Here is a 14773-nt window from a genome sequence, read left to right as displayed (position 1 = left end):
TCCGGGTTATGAACGCGGCCTGCGTATCAGCACCACACCTCCCACTAGAACGTCGAGCCCGCCGTCAACAGCTTGGTCACGCTCGCTACCCTTGCTTCTTGCGCGCCAATTGATCATCCTTGCCGACGTTAGTTGCAACGCGGCCGGGGGGTTCGCACATGCCGACGCTTTATGCGCTGAAACCGGCCTTCCAGGCCAGGCTGCGGCCGCTTGCCGACCGGCTGGCCGCGGCCGGCGTCACCGCCAACCAGATCACGCTGCTGGCTGCCGCCCTGTCGGTTGCCACCGGCGTTGTGGTCGCGGCGCTTGCCGGCCATCGCGCGGTCTTCCTGCTGATGCCGGTGGTGCTGTTTGCGCGCATGGCGCTCAACGCCATCGACGGGATGCTTGCGCGCGAACATGGCCAGGCCTCAAAACTCGGCATGTATCTCAACGAGCTCTGCGACGCCGTCTCCGACCTGGCGCTGATCCTGGCCTTTGCCGTCATCTTCCCGGCCTGGGGCGTCGTCGCCTTTGCCGTCACAGCAGTGCTGGTGGAGTTCGCCGGCGTGCTCGGCATCGCGGCAGGCACCGGGCGCAATTATGCCGGGCCGTTCGGCAAGAGCGATCGGGCGCTGGCGCTCGGCATCGTCGCCGTTCTCGTCGCCTGCGACCTGTGGGTGGAAGCGATCACGCCGTTTGTGTTTCCGGCAATGGCTACACTCTCGCTGGTGACCGCCATCAACCGGATACGCAGCGGCCTTAACGGGAGCGGCGACTGAAATTCCGGTCGCATCCGCCTGGGGAAAAACATGCTTCATGAACCAACGATTGCTGCTTCCGCAGTTGAGGAGCGGGTGGCGCAGGAGCGCACCTTCCGCACCCATGACGGCACCGAGATCTTCTACCGCTACTGGCCGGCGGTCGGGCAACCCGCCAGGGGCGCGGTCGTGCTGTTCCACCGCGGCCACGAGCATGGCGGCCGCATGGCGCATCTGGTCGACGAACTCGATATGCCCGGCCATGCCTTCTACGCCTGGGACGCGCGCGGCAATGGCCGCTCGTCCGGCGAGCGCGGCTATGCGCCGTCCTTTGCCGCACTTGTGCGCGACATCGATTGTTTGGTGCGCGAGATCGGTAGGGACGGTTTTTCCCAGCGCGACATCGCGCTGATTGCGCAATCTTTCGGCGCGGTGCTCGCCGCCGCCTGGGTGCATGATTATGCACCCGACATCCGCGCACTGGTGCTGGCCTCGCCGGCCTTCTCGGTCAAGCTCTACGTGCCCTTCGCCAAGCAAGGCATTGCGCTGTGGCAGAAGATCAAGGGCCGCTTCTTCGTCAATTCCTACGTCAAGGCCAAGTTCCTGACGCATGATCCCGAGCGCATCGCCTCCTTCGAGGCCGATCCGCTGATCACGCGGCCGATCGCTTCCAACATCCTGGTCGAGCTCTACGACCACGCCACCCGCATCGTGACGGATGCCCGCGCCATCACCGTGCCGACGCAATTGCTGATCTCCGGCAGCGACTGGGTTGTGCGGCATGGACCGCAGCACGAATTCTTCGTCAATCTCGCCAGCCCGGCCAAGGAGCGGCATGTGCTGCCCGGCTTCTTCCACGACACGCTGGGCGAGCGCGACCGCCTCAAGGCACTCGACCTGATCAAGCCGTTCCTCGAAAGACAGTTCTCGACGTCGGAGAAGCCGGTCGACCTGACTGCGGCCGACCGCGCCGGCTACACACGCGACGAGGCCGACCGGCTGGCCTCGCCGCTCGCTTTGCTATCGCCGAAAGGCCTCTACTGGGCAATGAGCCGCGCCTCGATCCGCGCGGGCGCCTGGCTGTCGTCAGGCATGAAGACCGGGATTGCAACCGGCTTCGATTCCGGCTCGACGCTCGACTATGTCTACGAGAACCAGGCGCAGGGCGCCGGTCCGCTCGGCCGTATGATCGATCGCACCTTTCTCGACGCCATCGGCTGGCGCGGCATCCGCCAGCGCAAGCTGCATCTCGAAGAGCTGATCGGCAGCGCCACTGGGACGCTGAAGGCCGCCGGCCGCACCGTCCATATCATCGATATCGCCGCCGGCCACGGCCGCTACGTGCTCGACGCCGTCGCCAAATGCACCGAGCCGCCGGCCAGCGTGCGGCTGCAGGATTTTTCCGAGCTCAACGTTTCGCTCGGCTGCAGGCTGATCACCGAGCGGCGCCTGCCGACCAGCGTCTCGTTCCACCAGGCCGACGCCTTCGACGCCGAGATGCTTGCCCGGCTCGAGCCGGCGCCGGACCTGGCCATCGTCTCCGGGCTTTACGAATTGTTTGCCGACAACGCCATGGTCGTCCGCTCGCTCGGCGGGCTGGCCAGGGCGATGCAGCCCGGCAGCCTGCTTGTCTACACCAACCAGCCCTGGCATCCGCAGCTCGAAATGATCGCCCGCAGCCTGACCTCGCATCGCGGCGGCCAGGCCTGGGTGATGCGCCGGCGCACGCAAGGCGAGATGGACCAGTTGGTGGCGGCGGCCGGCTTCGAGAAGCTCGACCAGCGCATCGACCAGTGGGGCATCTTCACCGTATCCGTCGCGCGGCGCGTCTGAGCATGATCTTGCCTGTCCTTGGCCCTGCCGCCCCTTCTGGCCCTGCGCGCGAGCCGTACGCTGGAATCGTGCTGCGGGCGGCACTGTGGCTCGCATTCCTGGCGCCGTTCTTCTACGCGAGCTACGGCTTCGCCAACTGGCTGGCGTCGCAACGCGACGATGTCGGCAGCATCGTATTCACCTGGGAGCGCAACATCCCGTTCATCGCCTGGACGATCGTGCCCTACTGGTCGATCAATCTGTTTTACGGCCTGTCGCTGCTGCTCAACGATACCAAGCGCGGCGTCGATCGTCTCGCCGGCCGTTATCTCACGGCGCAGATCGTCGCCGTCGCCTGTTTCATCCTGTTCCCGCTGACGGCGACCTTCGTGCGGCCGCAGACATCAGGCCTGCCAGGCTTCATGTTCGCGGTGCTCGGCGGTTTCGACAAGCCGTTCAACCAGGCGCCGTCACTGCACATCGCGCTGCTGGTCATTATCTGGGATCATTGGCGCTATCGGCTCAAAGGCATTTCAGTCGTCTGGCATGCCTGGTGTTTGCTGATCGGCGCCTCGGTGCTGACGACGTGGCAGCACCATGTCATCGACATCCCGACCGGCGCTTTGCTCGGCTTTTTCGCCCTGTGGCTGTTTCCGCGCCACGGCGAATTGCCGTTCGCCGGCTTCCGGCTGACCGCTGATGCCAGCGCGCGGCGGCTGGCGCTGTTCTACGCGCTGGTCGCAGCGCTAGTGCTGGCCGGCGCCGCTGCCGGCGCCTTCGTTTCGGCGCTGTGGCTCATCTTGCTGTGGCCGGCGCTGGCGCTGGCCATCGTTGCCTTCGCCTATGCCGGAGCCGGCGCCAAAGTGTTCCAGAAAACGGCCGACGGCAGCGTCTCGCTAGCCAGCCGCGTTTTGCTGCTGCCCCACCGGCTTGGCGCCAGGATCAATGCATGGACATGGACGCGCAAGCTGCCGCCGCATGTCGCCATTGCCGACGGTGTCTTCCTCGGCCGCTTTCCCACCGTCGCCGAGGCCGGCGCCTTCGGCGCGGTGATCGACCTTGCCGGCGAGTTGGAGCGGCCGCGCGGCGTCACCTGCCGCTGGACGGCTGTCGCCATGGTCGATCTTTTGCTGCCCTCGCCAACGGCGCGGGCGCAAGCGGTGGCGGCGATCGAGGACGCGCGCAGCCACGGCACCGTGCTGGTCTGCTGCGCGCTCGGCTTCCAGCGCAGCGCCGGCGCCGTCGCCGAATGGCTGGTTGCCAGCGGCCGCTCGCCAACGCCGGCGCAGGCGCATAGGCAACTCGCGGCATCGGGCCGGCCGGTGCATCTTCGGATCGCGGCGGACGAGTCGGCATGAGTGCCCATCGAGACAAAGCCGAGGCCTTCGCCGCCAGCTTGATGACGCAGGCGGTGTGGCCGCTGCTGCTGGTGCTCGCCGCGTTGGTGGCCGCGCCGGTCATTGCCGTGGCGGCGCAGCCGCAGACAACGATGCTGGCGGCAGCGGCCTGGCTGGTCGCGGCAGCGAGCGGCGTGGTCACTCTCGCCGTCTCGGCCCTGCTTGTCTTCGACGCGTTGCTGTTCTGGCTGATGGCGAGCCACATCAGCGAGGCCGCCGGCGGTGCCTCGGTCGACGACGTGCTGGCGCGCATGCGCGTCAAACCGGCCGCTGCCGGCATCCGCTCGCTCGACCGGCGCATCGCGGGCACGCAACGCCTGCTGATGAAGCAGCGCATCGCGCTCGGCCTGTTCGTGACGGCAACCGCTGTCGCCTTGTCCTTCTGAGCCGGACGATGAGCAAGCTCGGCACAAGGACCTTCACCCTGCTGCAGACCGTGACCTCGGTCGGCCTGTCGGCGCTTGCCTGGGCGGTAACCGGCGTGCGGCCGATCTGGAACGGCAGCCAGCCGTCGGACCGGCAGCGCATCTACTTCGCCAATCATGCCAGCCACGGCGACTTCATCCTGTTGTCGGCCTGCCTCAGCGAGAAGCAGCGCGCCCGCACCCATGCGGTCGCTGCCGCCGACTATTGGGGAAAATCGCGGCTGCGCCGGTTCATCGCGCAGGACATGCTGTCCTCCGTGCTCATCCACCGGCAGTGGACGGATGAGGCGCAGAATCCGATCTCGATCATGCTGTCGGTGCTCGACGAAGGCCATTCGCTGATCATCTTCCCCGAAGGCACGCGCAACATGACCGACCAGCCGCTGCTGCCGTTCCGCTCCGGCCTCTACAATCTGTCGATGGCGCGGCCCGACGTCGAACTCATCCCGTGCTGGATCGAGAACATGTCGCGGGTGCTGCCCAAGGGCCAGTTCGTGCCGGTGCCGCTGCTCTGCCGCGTCGTCTTCGGCGCGCCGATTGCCATTGCGCCCGGCGAGGAACGCCGCGCCTTTCTCGACCGCGCCCGCCAAACACTGCTGGCGCTGAACCCCCGCCCGCCAACGCATGATGCGGAAAAGTGGAATCCGGTTTTCCGAAAAACATCATGCGACCAAAACAGCGTAGAGCCCAAAGAGCGTAGAGCCCAAAGAGCTGGAGATCGTGCCGGATCCGGTATCCGGCACGATGCTGCAAGAAGCGATGCTCCCAGACACGATGCTCCAAGAAACGACTAGAACAACATGCCAATGCACGAGACCCTTATTCTAATTGTCGGCCTCACTGCGGTGCTGACCACGGCAAGCCTGGTCGCTGGCATTCTGTCGTGGCGCGCGCCGAAGCCGCTGTCCTCGACGCTGCTCAACCTCAACCAGCGCATCAACGCCTGGTGGGTGATGGTGGTGGCGATCACCGTCGCCTTCTTCTTCGGCCGCGCCGGCATGACCATCCTGTTCGCGCTGATCTCGTTTGCGGCCTTGCGCGAATTCGTGACGCTGACGCACAGCCGCCGCAGCGACCATTGGGTGCTGCTCGGCATGTTCGGCATCATCATCCCGTTCCAGTACTGGCTGGTGTGGACCGCCTGGTACGGCCTGTTCACCATCTTCATCCCGGTCTACTGTTTCCTGCTGATGCCGGCGATCACCGCGCTGCACGGCGACACCGAGCGCTTTCTCGAGCGCGTCTCGGCGCAGCAATGGGCCGTCATGATCTCGGTCTACTGCGTCAGCCACGTGCCGGCGCTGCTGACGCTCGACGTGCCCGGCTTCGAAGGCCGCAACTTGTTGCTGATCGCTTTCCTGATCATCACCGTGCAAGGCAGCGATGTGCTGCAATACATCTTCGGCAAGCTGTTCGGCAGGCACCTGATGTCGCCGAAGGTTTCGCCGTCGAAGACCTGGGAAGGGCTGGTCGGCGGGCTGGCGACGTCGAGCCTGCTTGGCGCGCTGCTGTCGTTCCTGACGCCGTTTTCGCCGCTCCAGGCGGCGGCCGTCGCCTTCATCGCCTGCCTGATGGGATTCCTCGGCGGGCTGGTCGCCTCCGCCATCAAGCGCGACCAGGGGGTGAAGGACTGGGGCCATCTGATCGAGGGCCATGGCGGCATGATGGACCGCGCCGACAGCCTGGTCTTCGCCGCCCCGATTTTCTTTCACACGGTGCGCTATTTCTGGACGTGAGGGCGAGCTGCGGTCACAGCCTCTCACTTTGCAGCGGCAAGCGGCGCCTTCCTGGCCGGGCGCGGCCGGCGGCGCATGCGGCGCTTGGCAGCGACCTTCAGCGCAACCGGGGGGTCGCTCGACAATGCGCCCAGAACGGCTTCGACCATGCCAAACGCCACAAAATCGGCGTTGATGTCATTGGCCAATTCGACTTCTGTCTTTTTGTCGTCGCCGTCCTTCGACCAGAACACGACGCCTACCCGCAGCGCCGACTTGGCACGTTTCAGCCGACGAACAAGGAAACGGGCGTGCTTGACGGAGTCGCGGTTCAGGAATCCGACCACAACGGTGTCGACAGCGTCGAGCTCGAGCCGGCGAATGCCAGTCGGATCCATATCGGCAAAGCTCGCCTTCGAGACCGTCGCCCCTTGCACTTCGAGCACCTGCGCCAGCATGGCGGCGGCGGCATCGTCGAGTTCGCCGCGGCCGCCGGCACACAGCACCGAGATGTCCGTGCCATCCGGCAGCTCAGTGTCGTCCTCGCCCTCCGCTTGAGCCTGCTTTTCCTTGTCCTTGTCCGCCGTGGCAGGCTCGACTGTGGCCGGATCATCGTCCTCCTCTGCTTCCTCCCGGGCGCTGTCGTCGAGGTTCGCCACCAGCATCTGCGCGCTGGCCGCCACCCGCCGTCTTTGCTCGTCGCCCATGACGCCCCGCACGCGATCCTGCTCGCCGAGCAGCAGTGCGGGAATGGCGACCTTGTCATAGAATTCGAACAGGTATTTTTCCTCCAACATCTCCTCGGCGTGATCTGTGGCTTCGTCTGGATCGCCGGCCAGCAGCCGTTGGTAGAGCCGAGCGTGGGGTTCGAGCACCGGTTCGTTGCCGAACAGAACGTCGAGGAATTCGAACTGCGGCACGTGCCTGCCGAGCACGACGAGGCAGACCGTGAGCGGCGTCGACAGGACCAGGCCCAGCGGGCCCCAGAGCCAGGTCCAGAAGATAGCCGCAACGATGATGGCCAATGGCGAAAGCCCGGTGCGTGAACCGTAGAGCCACGGTTCGACGACGTTGCCGGTTATCATTTCCATGGCCACGAACAGTCCGGCGGTCCACAGCACGAGCGACCAGCCGGGCGCCACGGCAAGCGCCAGGAACAGCGGCAGCAGCGCACCAATGATCGGGCCGATATAGGGAACAAAGCGCAACGCCAGCGCCAGCAATCCCCACAGCAGTGCATTGGGTATGCCGAGAATCCAAAGCCCTGCTGTAACCGGTATGGCATAGACGATATTCACGACCAATTGCATGAGAAGATACCGGCCGACCCGCTTGCCGGCATCCTGGAGCGCCTCGGTGGTCCGATGAAGGTCGCCGTAGCCGACGAGGCGTATGAAACGATCGCGCAGGTCCTCGCGCTCGAGCAGCATGAATATGACGACGACGACGATCAGACCGGCCGATGCCAGCGGGCTGATCAGCGGTCCGATCAGGTTCTGCAGAACCTGGAGCGGCCTTTCGCGTGCGATGATCTCGACAGGCACCGGCTCGCGCCGTGGCTGATCCGCGGCGGGCGGTGAGGTTTCCTGCCTGTCGAGTTCCTGGCCAACGCGTTCGATCGCCTCGCTCAGCCTGGCGATGACGCCGCCGCCGACGCCGGTCTCCTTCAGGGATCGGACTTTGGTCAGGATATTTGACTGGTAAAGCGGGATGTTCTGCGCCAGTTCGCTGACCTGCGTGGCGACAATGAAGGAGAACAGCGCAAGGACCGTGAATGCGCCCAGCACACTGGCGATGACCGCGGGCAGACGGGGAATGCCGACCCGTTTGAGTGCCGAAACCAAGGGTGCAAGCGCAAAGGTCAGCAACAGAGCGATTGCGATCGGCAGGAAAACCTCGCGCCCGAAATACAGGGCCGCAACCGCCGCCACGACGGTCGCGACGGTGGGCAGCGACATGCGCGGCAGGGCCATGGCAGCGGAAACCACGCCCACCAGCCCGGGCTCCGACGGGTGCATGCCGTTTCGCCGATTGGCCGCCACTTGATGCCTCCCACCCTGCCAATCACCATGATCAGGCATATTGAGCCGGCGCGCAACTTGGCTTCCTTCGCGCCGGCGAGCTCCAAGACGCGAGCGGGCGCTGGCGGCCCAACTGGACCGGACGGCGCTTTGGTCGCCGGACACAACAACTGACGTAGTGATCGGTTCCGCACAGGCAGAAGACGAGTCAGGCCTGACCCGAATGACGCAGCCAATGACGGTCGAACACGTCGAGAATGGACCGGAATTCGGCCGGCGGAATCTCGTTGGCGCCGCCGTCGCTGTCTCCGGCGAGGAATTGCGCCAACTGCCGGTCCACCGATTCCGTCTGCTCGACGGAGAGGCCAAGCGACGCCAAATCCCTAGCGATCGACCCGTCGGACGGCAGATATCCGCCCCATGTCGTGGGGGCCGGGTTGCGCAAGCGGATCATCAGGATCCTGGTGAGCGACGGCTGCGGCTCCGGGCCGATGATGGAGGTGCCGCACAGATAGCCACCAAGCACGGTTCCGGGCCGCGAGTGCGGAAACAGGCAGAAGAAGAATTGGGCCTCGCCGCTGGTTTCCTTCAGATGGGCATAAAGGCCGCGTTTTGCCGGCGTGATCAGCCCACCGAGCAAGAGCTGCCCGGTCGGCAATGCCTCGCGATAGGCGGCAGTCAGGCCGTGCGCCCCCGGCCCGGCTTCTATCGACAGACTGCCCCTGATCAACTGGCCGCGATAATAGGGCGACAAGGCGCGCGAATAACAGGCGTAGGTTCCGACAAGGGCCAATCCAAGGCTTCGCTCCTCATGCCCGGACGCCGCTTCGAAATGCGCACCGGCGCGACGTTCCAGTTCGGCCCTCTCGACGCCGTGGCGGGCGCAGATCGCCGCCGTGAACCCTGGCAGGTCGCTCTCGGCGATCCAGGCGCCGGGCTGCTCCAGCTTGAGAAGCTTCGACCAGTCGTCGTAGACGCTGAGCTCACGTGGCTGGGCGCGGCCCTGCAGCCATTTGTCGGCGCGGCCGAGATCGAACGCCGTGTTCGGGTTGACCGCCCGGAACGCCGCCGCAAGGTCCTTGCGGGCGACGGTTCCCAGCAGGGCCGCAGTCAACCGTAATTTCTGCGCGATATGCTGTGCCATCCCCGCCCGCCCCGTTATGCCACCGCAAGGCATAACATGTGCCAGCCCTTGCGCCCACCGCATTCATGGCGAGCCGGACCTCTCCTAAAGTCCATATTCCAGGAAATCCGCAGAATTCCACGCCGCTCCACGCGTCTGCCCTTTTCGCCCCGCCGGGCGGCGCTAAGGTCGCGCAGGGCAAGGGCAAGTTATGAAACTCACGCCATCTAGGGTTGAATGCCAACACCCTTCCTCAGTCATTTGAACGACGGCGAAGCCTAGCTCTCGCAACAGCACAAACCAGCGTAGATGCCGCCTGAACAAGGAAGGAATGATTCGATGTCCTGGATTGCCTCCCGCAAAATCCCTTTCACCGCGGTTGCGGCTGGATCCGCTGCACTGCTGCTGCTGACCTTCGGGCCGGATGGACCGTCGCGTGCCGCTGCCGGCTCGCGCGCGGCAGCGACATATGGCAAGGCGGCTCCTGCGGCGCCGGTCATCGATCCTACGCGCATCGAAGTCGACGGCGGCGCGCACGTGATACGCTTTTTCATCGACGGCAAGCAGGTCGCCCTGCTCGACTCGAACGGCTTCAGGGATTGATCTTCACACCAGCGTTGGCCGCGACATTGAGCGGCCAAGCGCGACTGGATGTCTGGGTTCGGTCGCGGCCGCTCCAGGCTTCGGCCTGATGCGGCTGCAAGCCTGCACGTGCCGGCACCTGCTCCGTTCCCCCCCGCGGCCGCACTTTCCACAAGCCATATTCCAGGAATTCCAGAGAATTCCACGCCTTTCCACACTGCTGCGGTGTTTGGGCCGGCGGCTGGGGTTAACCTAACGTTAACCATTGAGGGACGCCGTCATGAAACTTGCTCTATCTGCACTTCTCGCGGTGCTCGCCCTTTCGCAAACCGTCGAGACTAAAACGAAAGTCGTCGCCACCGATGCGAAAGCGGCCACAGCCGAGAAAAGCCGGCCGCAGCTCGACAATAAGTCCACAGGCGGGATCACCGCGTCGTCCGGTGCAATAGCGGCGCCGGTCGACAAGAATGTGTCCAGTCCGTATCCGCCGGCGATGTATTTCGATTTCTAGAGTTTCATCCATCCCTGATGGAGGGGCTCTATCTCTTCATTTCGACCGCACCGCGCTTGCGGTGCCCGGGATCGGCAGGCCCGGGGGATCGACAAGCCCGATCGGCAGGCCTCGGGATCAACAGACTTGGCGGCGCGCCAGGCCGTGATAGCATTGTTCCGTTCGCCTCCGGCCTCAGCCGACCCTGACGACGAAATGCTTCGTCACCGGCTCGATGATTTTCCACGTTCCCTTGAAATCGGCTTCAACCACGAAGGCGTCGCCGGGGCCGACTTCGACGGGCGCGCCGCCATCGGGCGTGATGACGATGCGCCCAGCGATCATGTGCACGAATTCATAGTCGCTGTAGGTTGCGTGGTAGGTACCGGGGGTGGCCTGCCAGGTTCCCGACATGACTTTGCCGTCCGCTGTGGTGTGCTGGACGGCAGTCTTCATGGTCGGGTTGCCATCGACCACGACCCAGCCGGCGAGATCGCCCGCCTCGGCGTTTTCGACCGCGCCGAATTTGAGGATGGTCTTCTCTGTCATGGTCGGGCTCCGTCTGGAACTGTGCCGGCATTGGCAGTTGGTCAATAGCCGAAGCACCTGAGATGAGCAACGCGGGTGCCCTGTCCGGTTCACGAGCAAGCGATGGCACGGTTTGCCACGTGCCATGGCTTGACCTTGCCGCCATCCGCCGGGTAGTCCGTTGTCCTGCTTCGATGAAAAGACCCTGATATGACAGACGCGATCGTAAGAGACAGCAACGGCGCCCAGTTGAACGAGGGCGATTCCGTCACCCTGATCAAGGATTTGAAGGTCAAGGGCACGTCGGAGACGATCAAGCGCGGCACGCTGGTGAAGAACATCCGCCTCACCGGCAATCCCGGCGAGATCGAGTGCAGCACCAAGCAGGTCAAGGGCCTGGTGCTGAAGACCGAGTTCCTGAAAAAGGCGTGATCGCGCCCGGCACTCAGTGCGTAACCGGCCGCCCTGGAGCCACTCCTTGAAAGCCGCCGAAAGTGCGATATATCAATGACTAAGCGTGCGTTGCACGCGACGTAGTGCTTTGGTCAAGCTTCATCTGTGGAGGTTGTCATGGCAAACGATCTGATGGAAGGAAAGAAGGCCCAGGATTGGATCAACCTGATCCTTGCGGCATGCCTGTTCATCTCACCCTGGGTTATCGGCTTCGCTGCTGAAACCGCTGCTGCCTGGAACGCCTGGCTTGCCGCGGTCGTGCTCGGCGCCCTGGCTCTCGCGGCGCTTTCAGTATTCGCCGAATGGGAAGAGTGGGTGAACCTTGTCGTCGGGCTCTGGCTGATCGCCTCGCCCTGGCTGCTCGGCTTCGTGGCAAACGCCAACGCAATGGCGACCCACGTGGTCCTCGGCTTGCTGGTGGTTGCGGCATCTGCTTGGGCAGTCTGGGACTCCCGTCACCATCCGCCAGCGCATGCGTGATCGGTGACGACTAATGCATGTCGCCCAAAAGTGCGCAGCGGTTTTGGGGTAACGACATGCATAGAAACAAAGACTTAAAGCGCGTTGATTTCCTTTCGAACGCGAGGCGCTTTAAGGGGCGGAGCCCGGCGCGCGAGCGGCGGGCTCCTTCTAAAGCCTGAGATCGGGCCCGCTAGAGTATTTTTGCAGCCAAGTGGAATCACTTGGCGTTGCAGAAATGCGGCTAAAACGAACAGATAGAGCGGGCGCCAGTCAAATTCGCACGCCTCCCGCCCGCCGTATCCCGGCCAAATTGTCTTTTTGTGCTCCAAAATCCCGCCGCCCAAAATCCGCCGCCGCAGCGGATGCGGATGGCAGCGCTGGCGCGGCGTTTGCCGAGGTCACGCCGACGAGCATGCCGCGCTGCTCCCCGCACTTCCACTTATGTTGCACTGCGTTAGATTTGTTGCATTGCAATATCAATGCATTGCGTCGAGTCTTCGCACGGGTGGCTTTCAACGACTTCGCGAGGTTTTGCCGTGTCAGCATCGTTTCGGCCTGATATCGAAGGGCTGCGTGCGTTGGCGGTGTCCGGCGTCGTCGCGTTCCATTTTGGTCTGTCGGACCTGCCCGGCGGCTTCACTGGCGTCGACATCTTCTTCGTCATCTCCGGCTATCTGATCACCGGCCAGCTGCTGCGGGAAATCGCCGAGGACGGCAGGCTGGACCTGTGGCGGTTCTATGCAAGGCGCGCCCGGCGCCTGTTGCCGGCCTCGCTGTTCGTCATCTTCGCGACGCTGGTCGCCGGCTACTTCATCCTGTCGCCGGACGAACAGTCGCTCTATTCGAAAGGCGCCATGTATGCCTCGGCCTATGCGATCAATTTCTGGCTGATCCGCTGGTCGTTCGACTATTTCGCCGCCGATGCGGCGAACAACCCGTTCATCCATTTCTGGTCGCTCTCGGTCGAGGAGCAGTTCTATTTCGTATGGCCGGGGCTGCTTCTGCTGGCCGCATGGCTGCGCCCGGGCAAGCGCACTGCGATCCTGGTGATCGGCCTCACCGGCGCGGTGTCGTTCGCCGTCTGCGCCTGGCTCACCACCGTGGCGCAGCCGTGGGCCTTCTATTTCTCGCCGCTCAGGGCCTGGGAATTCGCCGCCGGCGGCCTGGCGACGATGGCGCCGGCAAAATTCTGGCGAGAGCGCCCGCAAATGGGCGCAGCACTGGCATGGCTTGGCCTGGCGCTGATCGCCGGTGCCTATCTGACCTTCAGCGAGCAGGACACCCCCTTCCCCGGCTTCGCGGCGGTGGTGCCGGTGGCCGGCACCGTGCTCCTGCTGCTCAGCGGCTCCGGCAATGTCCAAAGCGGGCCGAGCGCCATGCTGGCGCTGCCGCCTTTGCAATGGCTGGGGAAACTTTCCTACTCGCTCTATCTCTGGCACTGGCCGGTCATCGTCTATGCGACGATGATGGTGCCCGACCTCTCGTGGCCCGGGCGGCTTGCCTGCGTGGCATTGACGCTGGCGCTGTCGCTCTTCACCTATAATTTCATCGAAAACCCGATCCGTCGCAATAGCTGGCTGATGGCGAGCGCGGCGCGCGCGCTAATCCCCGCCGCAATGCTGACCGGCGCCGGCGTCATGGCGACTTACGCCAATGCGCGCCTTGCCGTGGACGGCCTCGATCCCTCGCAACGCATCATTGCCGAAACTGCCGCGCAGCCCTCCACCGCGCGCGCCAGGGTAGGCTGCGTTGTCGACTACGAGACCGTGACGCCGAAGGCCTGCGAGTTCGGCGCCAAGAATGCCGAGCGCTCGATCGCGCTGTTCGGCGATTCGCATGCCGATCACTGGTCGACGCCGCTGATCGAGGCGGCGAAGAAGAACGACTACAAGGTCGTCACCTGGCTCAAAGCCGCCTGCCGGGCGTCGCGGCTGACGGTCTGGAGCTCGAAGCTGAAGCGCGACTACACCGAGTGCGATCAATGGCGCGAGCAATCGATCAAGGAAATCATCGCCCTGCGCCCGAGCCTGGTGGTGATCTCGGAGATCTCGCTGACCAGTTCGCGCAAACTGTCGCCCGACGCCCAGCAATCCGACAGCCTGAATCAGGACTGGCAGGCCGGCCTGCGCGCAACGCTGGAGGCGTTCAGCCAGGCCGGGCTGAAAGTCGCCTTCATCCGCGATGTGCCGTTCAACACCATGTTTGTCGACACTTGCGTGGCCCGCGCGCTGTGGCGTGGACAGACGCCATCGGTATGTGACGCGCCGCGAACCGACGCCGCCAACGACGCCATGGCCGCGGTGGAGCGTGACATCGTGCGCGCCGTGCCCAACGCGACCTACATCGACATGACCGACCGGTTCTGCGACGCCAAGACCTGCCGTGTCTTCATCGACGGCAAGCTCGCCTACCGCGACCGCCACCACATGGCGACGCCCTTTGCGCAAACACTGGAGCCGCCGGTCGAGCGCGCGCTGTTCTCCAACACGGTGACCACAACCGTAAAGTAAGGCGGGAGGCGAATGCCCGCTCAGGCAGGTCTTCGTCGTCCGGCGCCTCTGGCTATCGCCACGCTTTCGGCATTCGCCGAATGGGAAGGGTGGGCGAACCTTGTTGTCGGGCTATTGCTGATCGTTTCGCCCTGGCTGCTTGGCTTTACGGCGAACGTCAACGCGATGGGAACCCAAGTGGTTCTCGGCGTGCTGGTGGTCGCGGCGTCGGTCTGGACAGTCTGGGACCACCGTCGTCGTCCGCCAGCGCATGCGTGATGGTGACGACTTAGGGGGGCCCTCCGCGCGAGCGGCAGGCTCCTCTAAAGCCTGAGATCGGTGCGCAGGCCCGCTCGCCGGCCAATCACTCCTGTGTCAAAAATCGGCCGTCGCGTGGGTTCAGGCTGGCGCTGGCGCTGCGCTTCCTGACGTGCAAATCGCGGCTGCAGTCCGCGAACTTCCACTTATGTTGCACTGCGTTAGATTTTTTGCTTATGTTGCACTGCCTTAGATTTTTGCAGTGCATATCGGCGCAT

Annotated in this window: 13 protein-coding genes and 2 pseudogenes; 12 read left to right on the top strand and 3 right to left on the bottom strand. The window is 64.4% G+C overall.

The features are described from left to right. Nucleotides 1–158: 158 nt before the first annotated feature. The 6 genes and pseudogenes from AC0L16_RS09260 to AC0L16_RS09235 all read left to right on the top strand — a co-directional run bounded on the left by AC0L16_RS09260 (nt 159) and on the right by AC0L16_RS09235 (nt 6110). Entirely contained in the window at nt 159–761 is a 603-nt protein-coding gene (locus AC0L16_RS09260; RefSeq protein ID WP_473620317.1) for a CDP-alcohol phosphatidyltransferase family protein, read from the top strand. Between the two features lie 30 nt (nt 762–791). After that, nucleotides 792–2573, top strand: a complete 1782-nt coding sequence (locus tag AC0L16_RS09255) for a bifunctional alpha/beta hydrolase/class I SAM-dependent methyltransferase (protein WP_473620316.1) — start codon at nt 792–794, stop codon at nt 2571–2573. 2 nt (nt 2574–2575) lie between these two features. Next, nucleotides 2576–3910 (top strand): phosphatase PAP2/dual specificity phosphatase family protein, encoded by a 1335-nt coding sequence (locus AC0L16_RS09250; RefSeq protein WP_473620314.1) that lies wholly within the window; start codon nt 2576–2578, stop codon nt 3908–3910. Then, nucleotides 3907–4335 (top strand): hypothetical protein, encoded by a 429-nt coding sequence (locus tag AC0L16_RS09245; protein WP_473620313.1) that lies wholly within the window; start codon nt 3907–3909, stop codon nt 4333–4335. Before AC0L16_RS09250 ends, AC0L16_RS09245 begins: the two co-directional genes overlap by 4 nt. An 8-nt stretch (nt 4336–4343) precedes the next feature. Continuing rightward, nucleotides 4344–5003 (top strand): annotated as a pseudogene (locus tag AC0L16_RS09240) (lysophospholipid acyltransferase family protein); the annotation flags it as partial. A gap of 177 nt (nt 5004–5180) precedes the next feature. Continuing rightward, a complete protein-coding gene (locus AC0L16_RS09235; RefSeq protein WP_473620312.1) occupies nt 5181–6110 on the top strand; it encodes a phosphatidate cytidylyltransferase in 930 nt (309 codons plus the stop codon). Nucleotides 6111–6133: 23 nt separating this feature from the next. On the opposite strand, the gene AC0L16_RS09230 is transcribed toward AC0L16_RS09235, so the two are convergent. After that, the gene (locus tag AC0L16_RS09230) at nt 6134–8131 is read right to left on the bottom strand and encodes an AI-2E family transporter (RefSeq protein WP_473620310.1); all 1998 of its coding nucleotides are present in this window, start codon (nt 8129–8131) and stop codon (nt 6134–6136) included. 187 nt (nt 8132–8318) lie between these two features. After that, nucleotides 8319–9254, bottom strand: a complete 936-nt coding sequence (locus AC0L16_RS09225) for a hypothetical protein (protein ID WP_473620308.1) — start codon at nt 9252–9254, stop codon at nt 8319–8321. Nucleotides 9255–9572: 318 nt separating this feature from the next. Here AC0L16_RS09225 and AC0L16_RS09220 point away from each other — a divergent pair, with 318 nt between their 5' ends. Together AC0L16_RS09220 and AC0L16_RS09215 are read left to right on the top strand one after the other, a co-directional pair. Then, a complete protein-coding gene (locus tag AC0L16_RS09220) occupies nt 9573–9836 on the top strand; it encodes a hypothetical protein (protein WP_473620306.1) in 264 nt (87 codons plus the stop codon). Between the two features lie 259 nt (nt 9837–10095). Further along, the gene (locus AC0L16_RS09215) at nt 10096–10326 is read left to right on the top strand and encodes a hypothetical protein (protein ID WP_473620305.1); all 231 of its coding nucleotides are present in this window, start codon (nt 10096–10098) and stop codon (nt 10324–10326) included. A 174-nt stretch (nt 10327–10500) separates the two neighbouring features. Here AC0L16_RS09215 and AC0L16_RS09210 read toward each other — a convergent pair whose 3' ends face one another. Next, on the bottom strand, nt 10501–10854 hold the full coding sequence (locus AC0L16_RS09210) for a cupin domain-containing protein (RefSeq protein ID WP_258123208.1): 354 nt from the start codon (nt 10852–10854) through the stop codon (nt 10501–10503). Between the two features lie 189 nt (nt 10855–11043). On the opposite strand from AC0L16_RS09210, the gene AC0L16_RS09205 reads away from it, so the two are divergent. The 4 genes and pseudogenes from AC0L16_RS09205 to AC0L16_RS09190 all read left to right on the top strand — a co-directional run. Next, a complete protein-coding gene (locus AC0L16_RS09205) occupies nt 11044–11265 on the top strand; it encodes an alkylphosphonate utilization protein (RefSeq protein ID WP_027154286.1) in 222 nt (73 codons plus the stop codon). 138 nt (nt 11266–11403) lie between these two features. Next, the gene (locus AC0L16_RS09200) at nt 11404–11766 is read left to right on the top strand and encodes an SPW repeat protein (RefSeq protein ID WP_473620303.1); all 363 of its coding nucleotides are present in this window, start codon (nt 11404–11406) and stop codon (nt 11764–11766) included. Between the two features lie 518 nt (nt 11767–12284). Then, a complete protein-coding gene (locus AC0L16_RS09195) occupies nt 12285–14258 on the top strand; it encodes an acyltransferase family protein (RefSeq protein ID WP_473620302.1) in 1974 nt (657 codons plus the stop codon). Nucleotides 14259–14306: 48 nt separating this feature from the next. Then, nucleotides 14307–14516, top strand: a pseudogene (locus AC0L16_RS09190) (SPW repeat protein); the annotation flags it as partial. Nucleotides 14517–14773 lie beyond the last annotated feature (257 nt).

This window comes from Mesorhizobium sp. WSM4848 (genome assembly GCF_055811375.1).
The sequence above is the reverse complement of the archived record's forward strand: the minus strand, read 5'-3'. Positions and strand labels throughout refer to the sequence as shown.

Coding starts and splice junctions, on each gene's coding strand:
- AC0L16_RS09260 (WP_473620317.1), top strand. CDS start 159: ATGCCGACGCTTTATGCGCTGAAACCGGCCTTCCAGGCCAGGCTGCGG.
- AC0L16_RS09255 (WP_473620316.1), top strand. CDS start 792: ATGCTTCATGAACCAACGATTGCTGCTTCCGCAGTTGAGGAGCGGGTG.
- AC0L16_RS09250 (WP_473620314.1), top strand. CDS start 2,576: ATGATCTTGCCTGTCCTTGGCCCTGCCGCCCCTTCTGGCCCTGCGCGC.
- AC0L16_RS09245 (WP_473620313.1), top strand. CDS start 3,907: ATGAGTGCCCATCGAGACAAAGCCGAGGCCTTCGCCGCCAGCTTGATG.
- AC0L16_RS09235 (WP_473620312.1), top strand. CDS start 5,181: ATGCACGAGACCCTTATTCTAATTGTCGGCCTCACTGCGGTGCTGACC.
- AC0L16_RS09225 (WP_473620308.1), bottom strand. CDS start 9,254: ATGGCACAGCATATCGCGCAGAAATTACGGTTGACTGCGGCCCTGCTG.
- AC0L16_RS09220 (WP_473620306.1), top strand. CDS start 9,573: ATGTCCTGGATTGCCTCCCGCAAAATCCCTTTCACCGCGGTTGCGGCT.
- AC0L16_RS09215 (WP_473620305.1), top strand. CDS start 10,096: ATGAAACTTGCTCTATCTGCACTTCTCGCGGTGCTCGCCCTTTCGCAA.
- AC0L16_RS09210 (WP_258123208.1), bottom strand. CDS start 10,854: ATGACAGAGAAGACCATCCTCAAATTCGGCGCGGTCGAAAACGCCGAG.
- AC0L16_RS09205 (WP_027154286.1), top strand. CDS start 11,044: ATGACAGACGCGATCGTAAGAGACAGCAACGGCGCCCAGTTGAACGAG.
- AC0L16_RS09200 (WP_473620303.1), top strand. CDS start 11,404: ATGGCAAACGATCTGATGGAAGGAAAGAAGGCCCAGGATTGGATCAAC.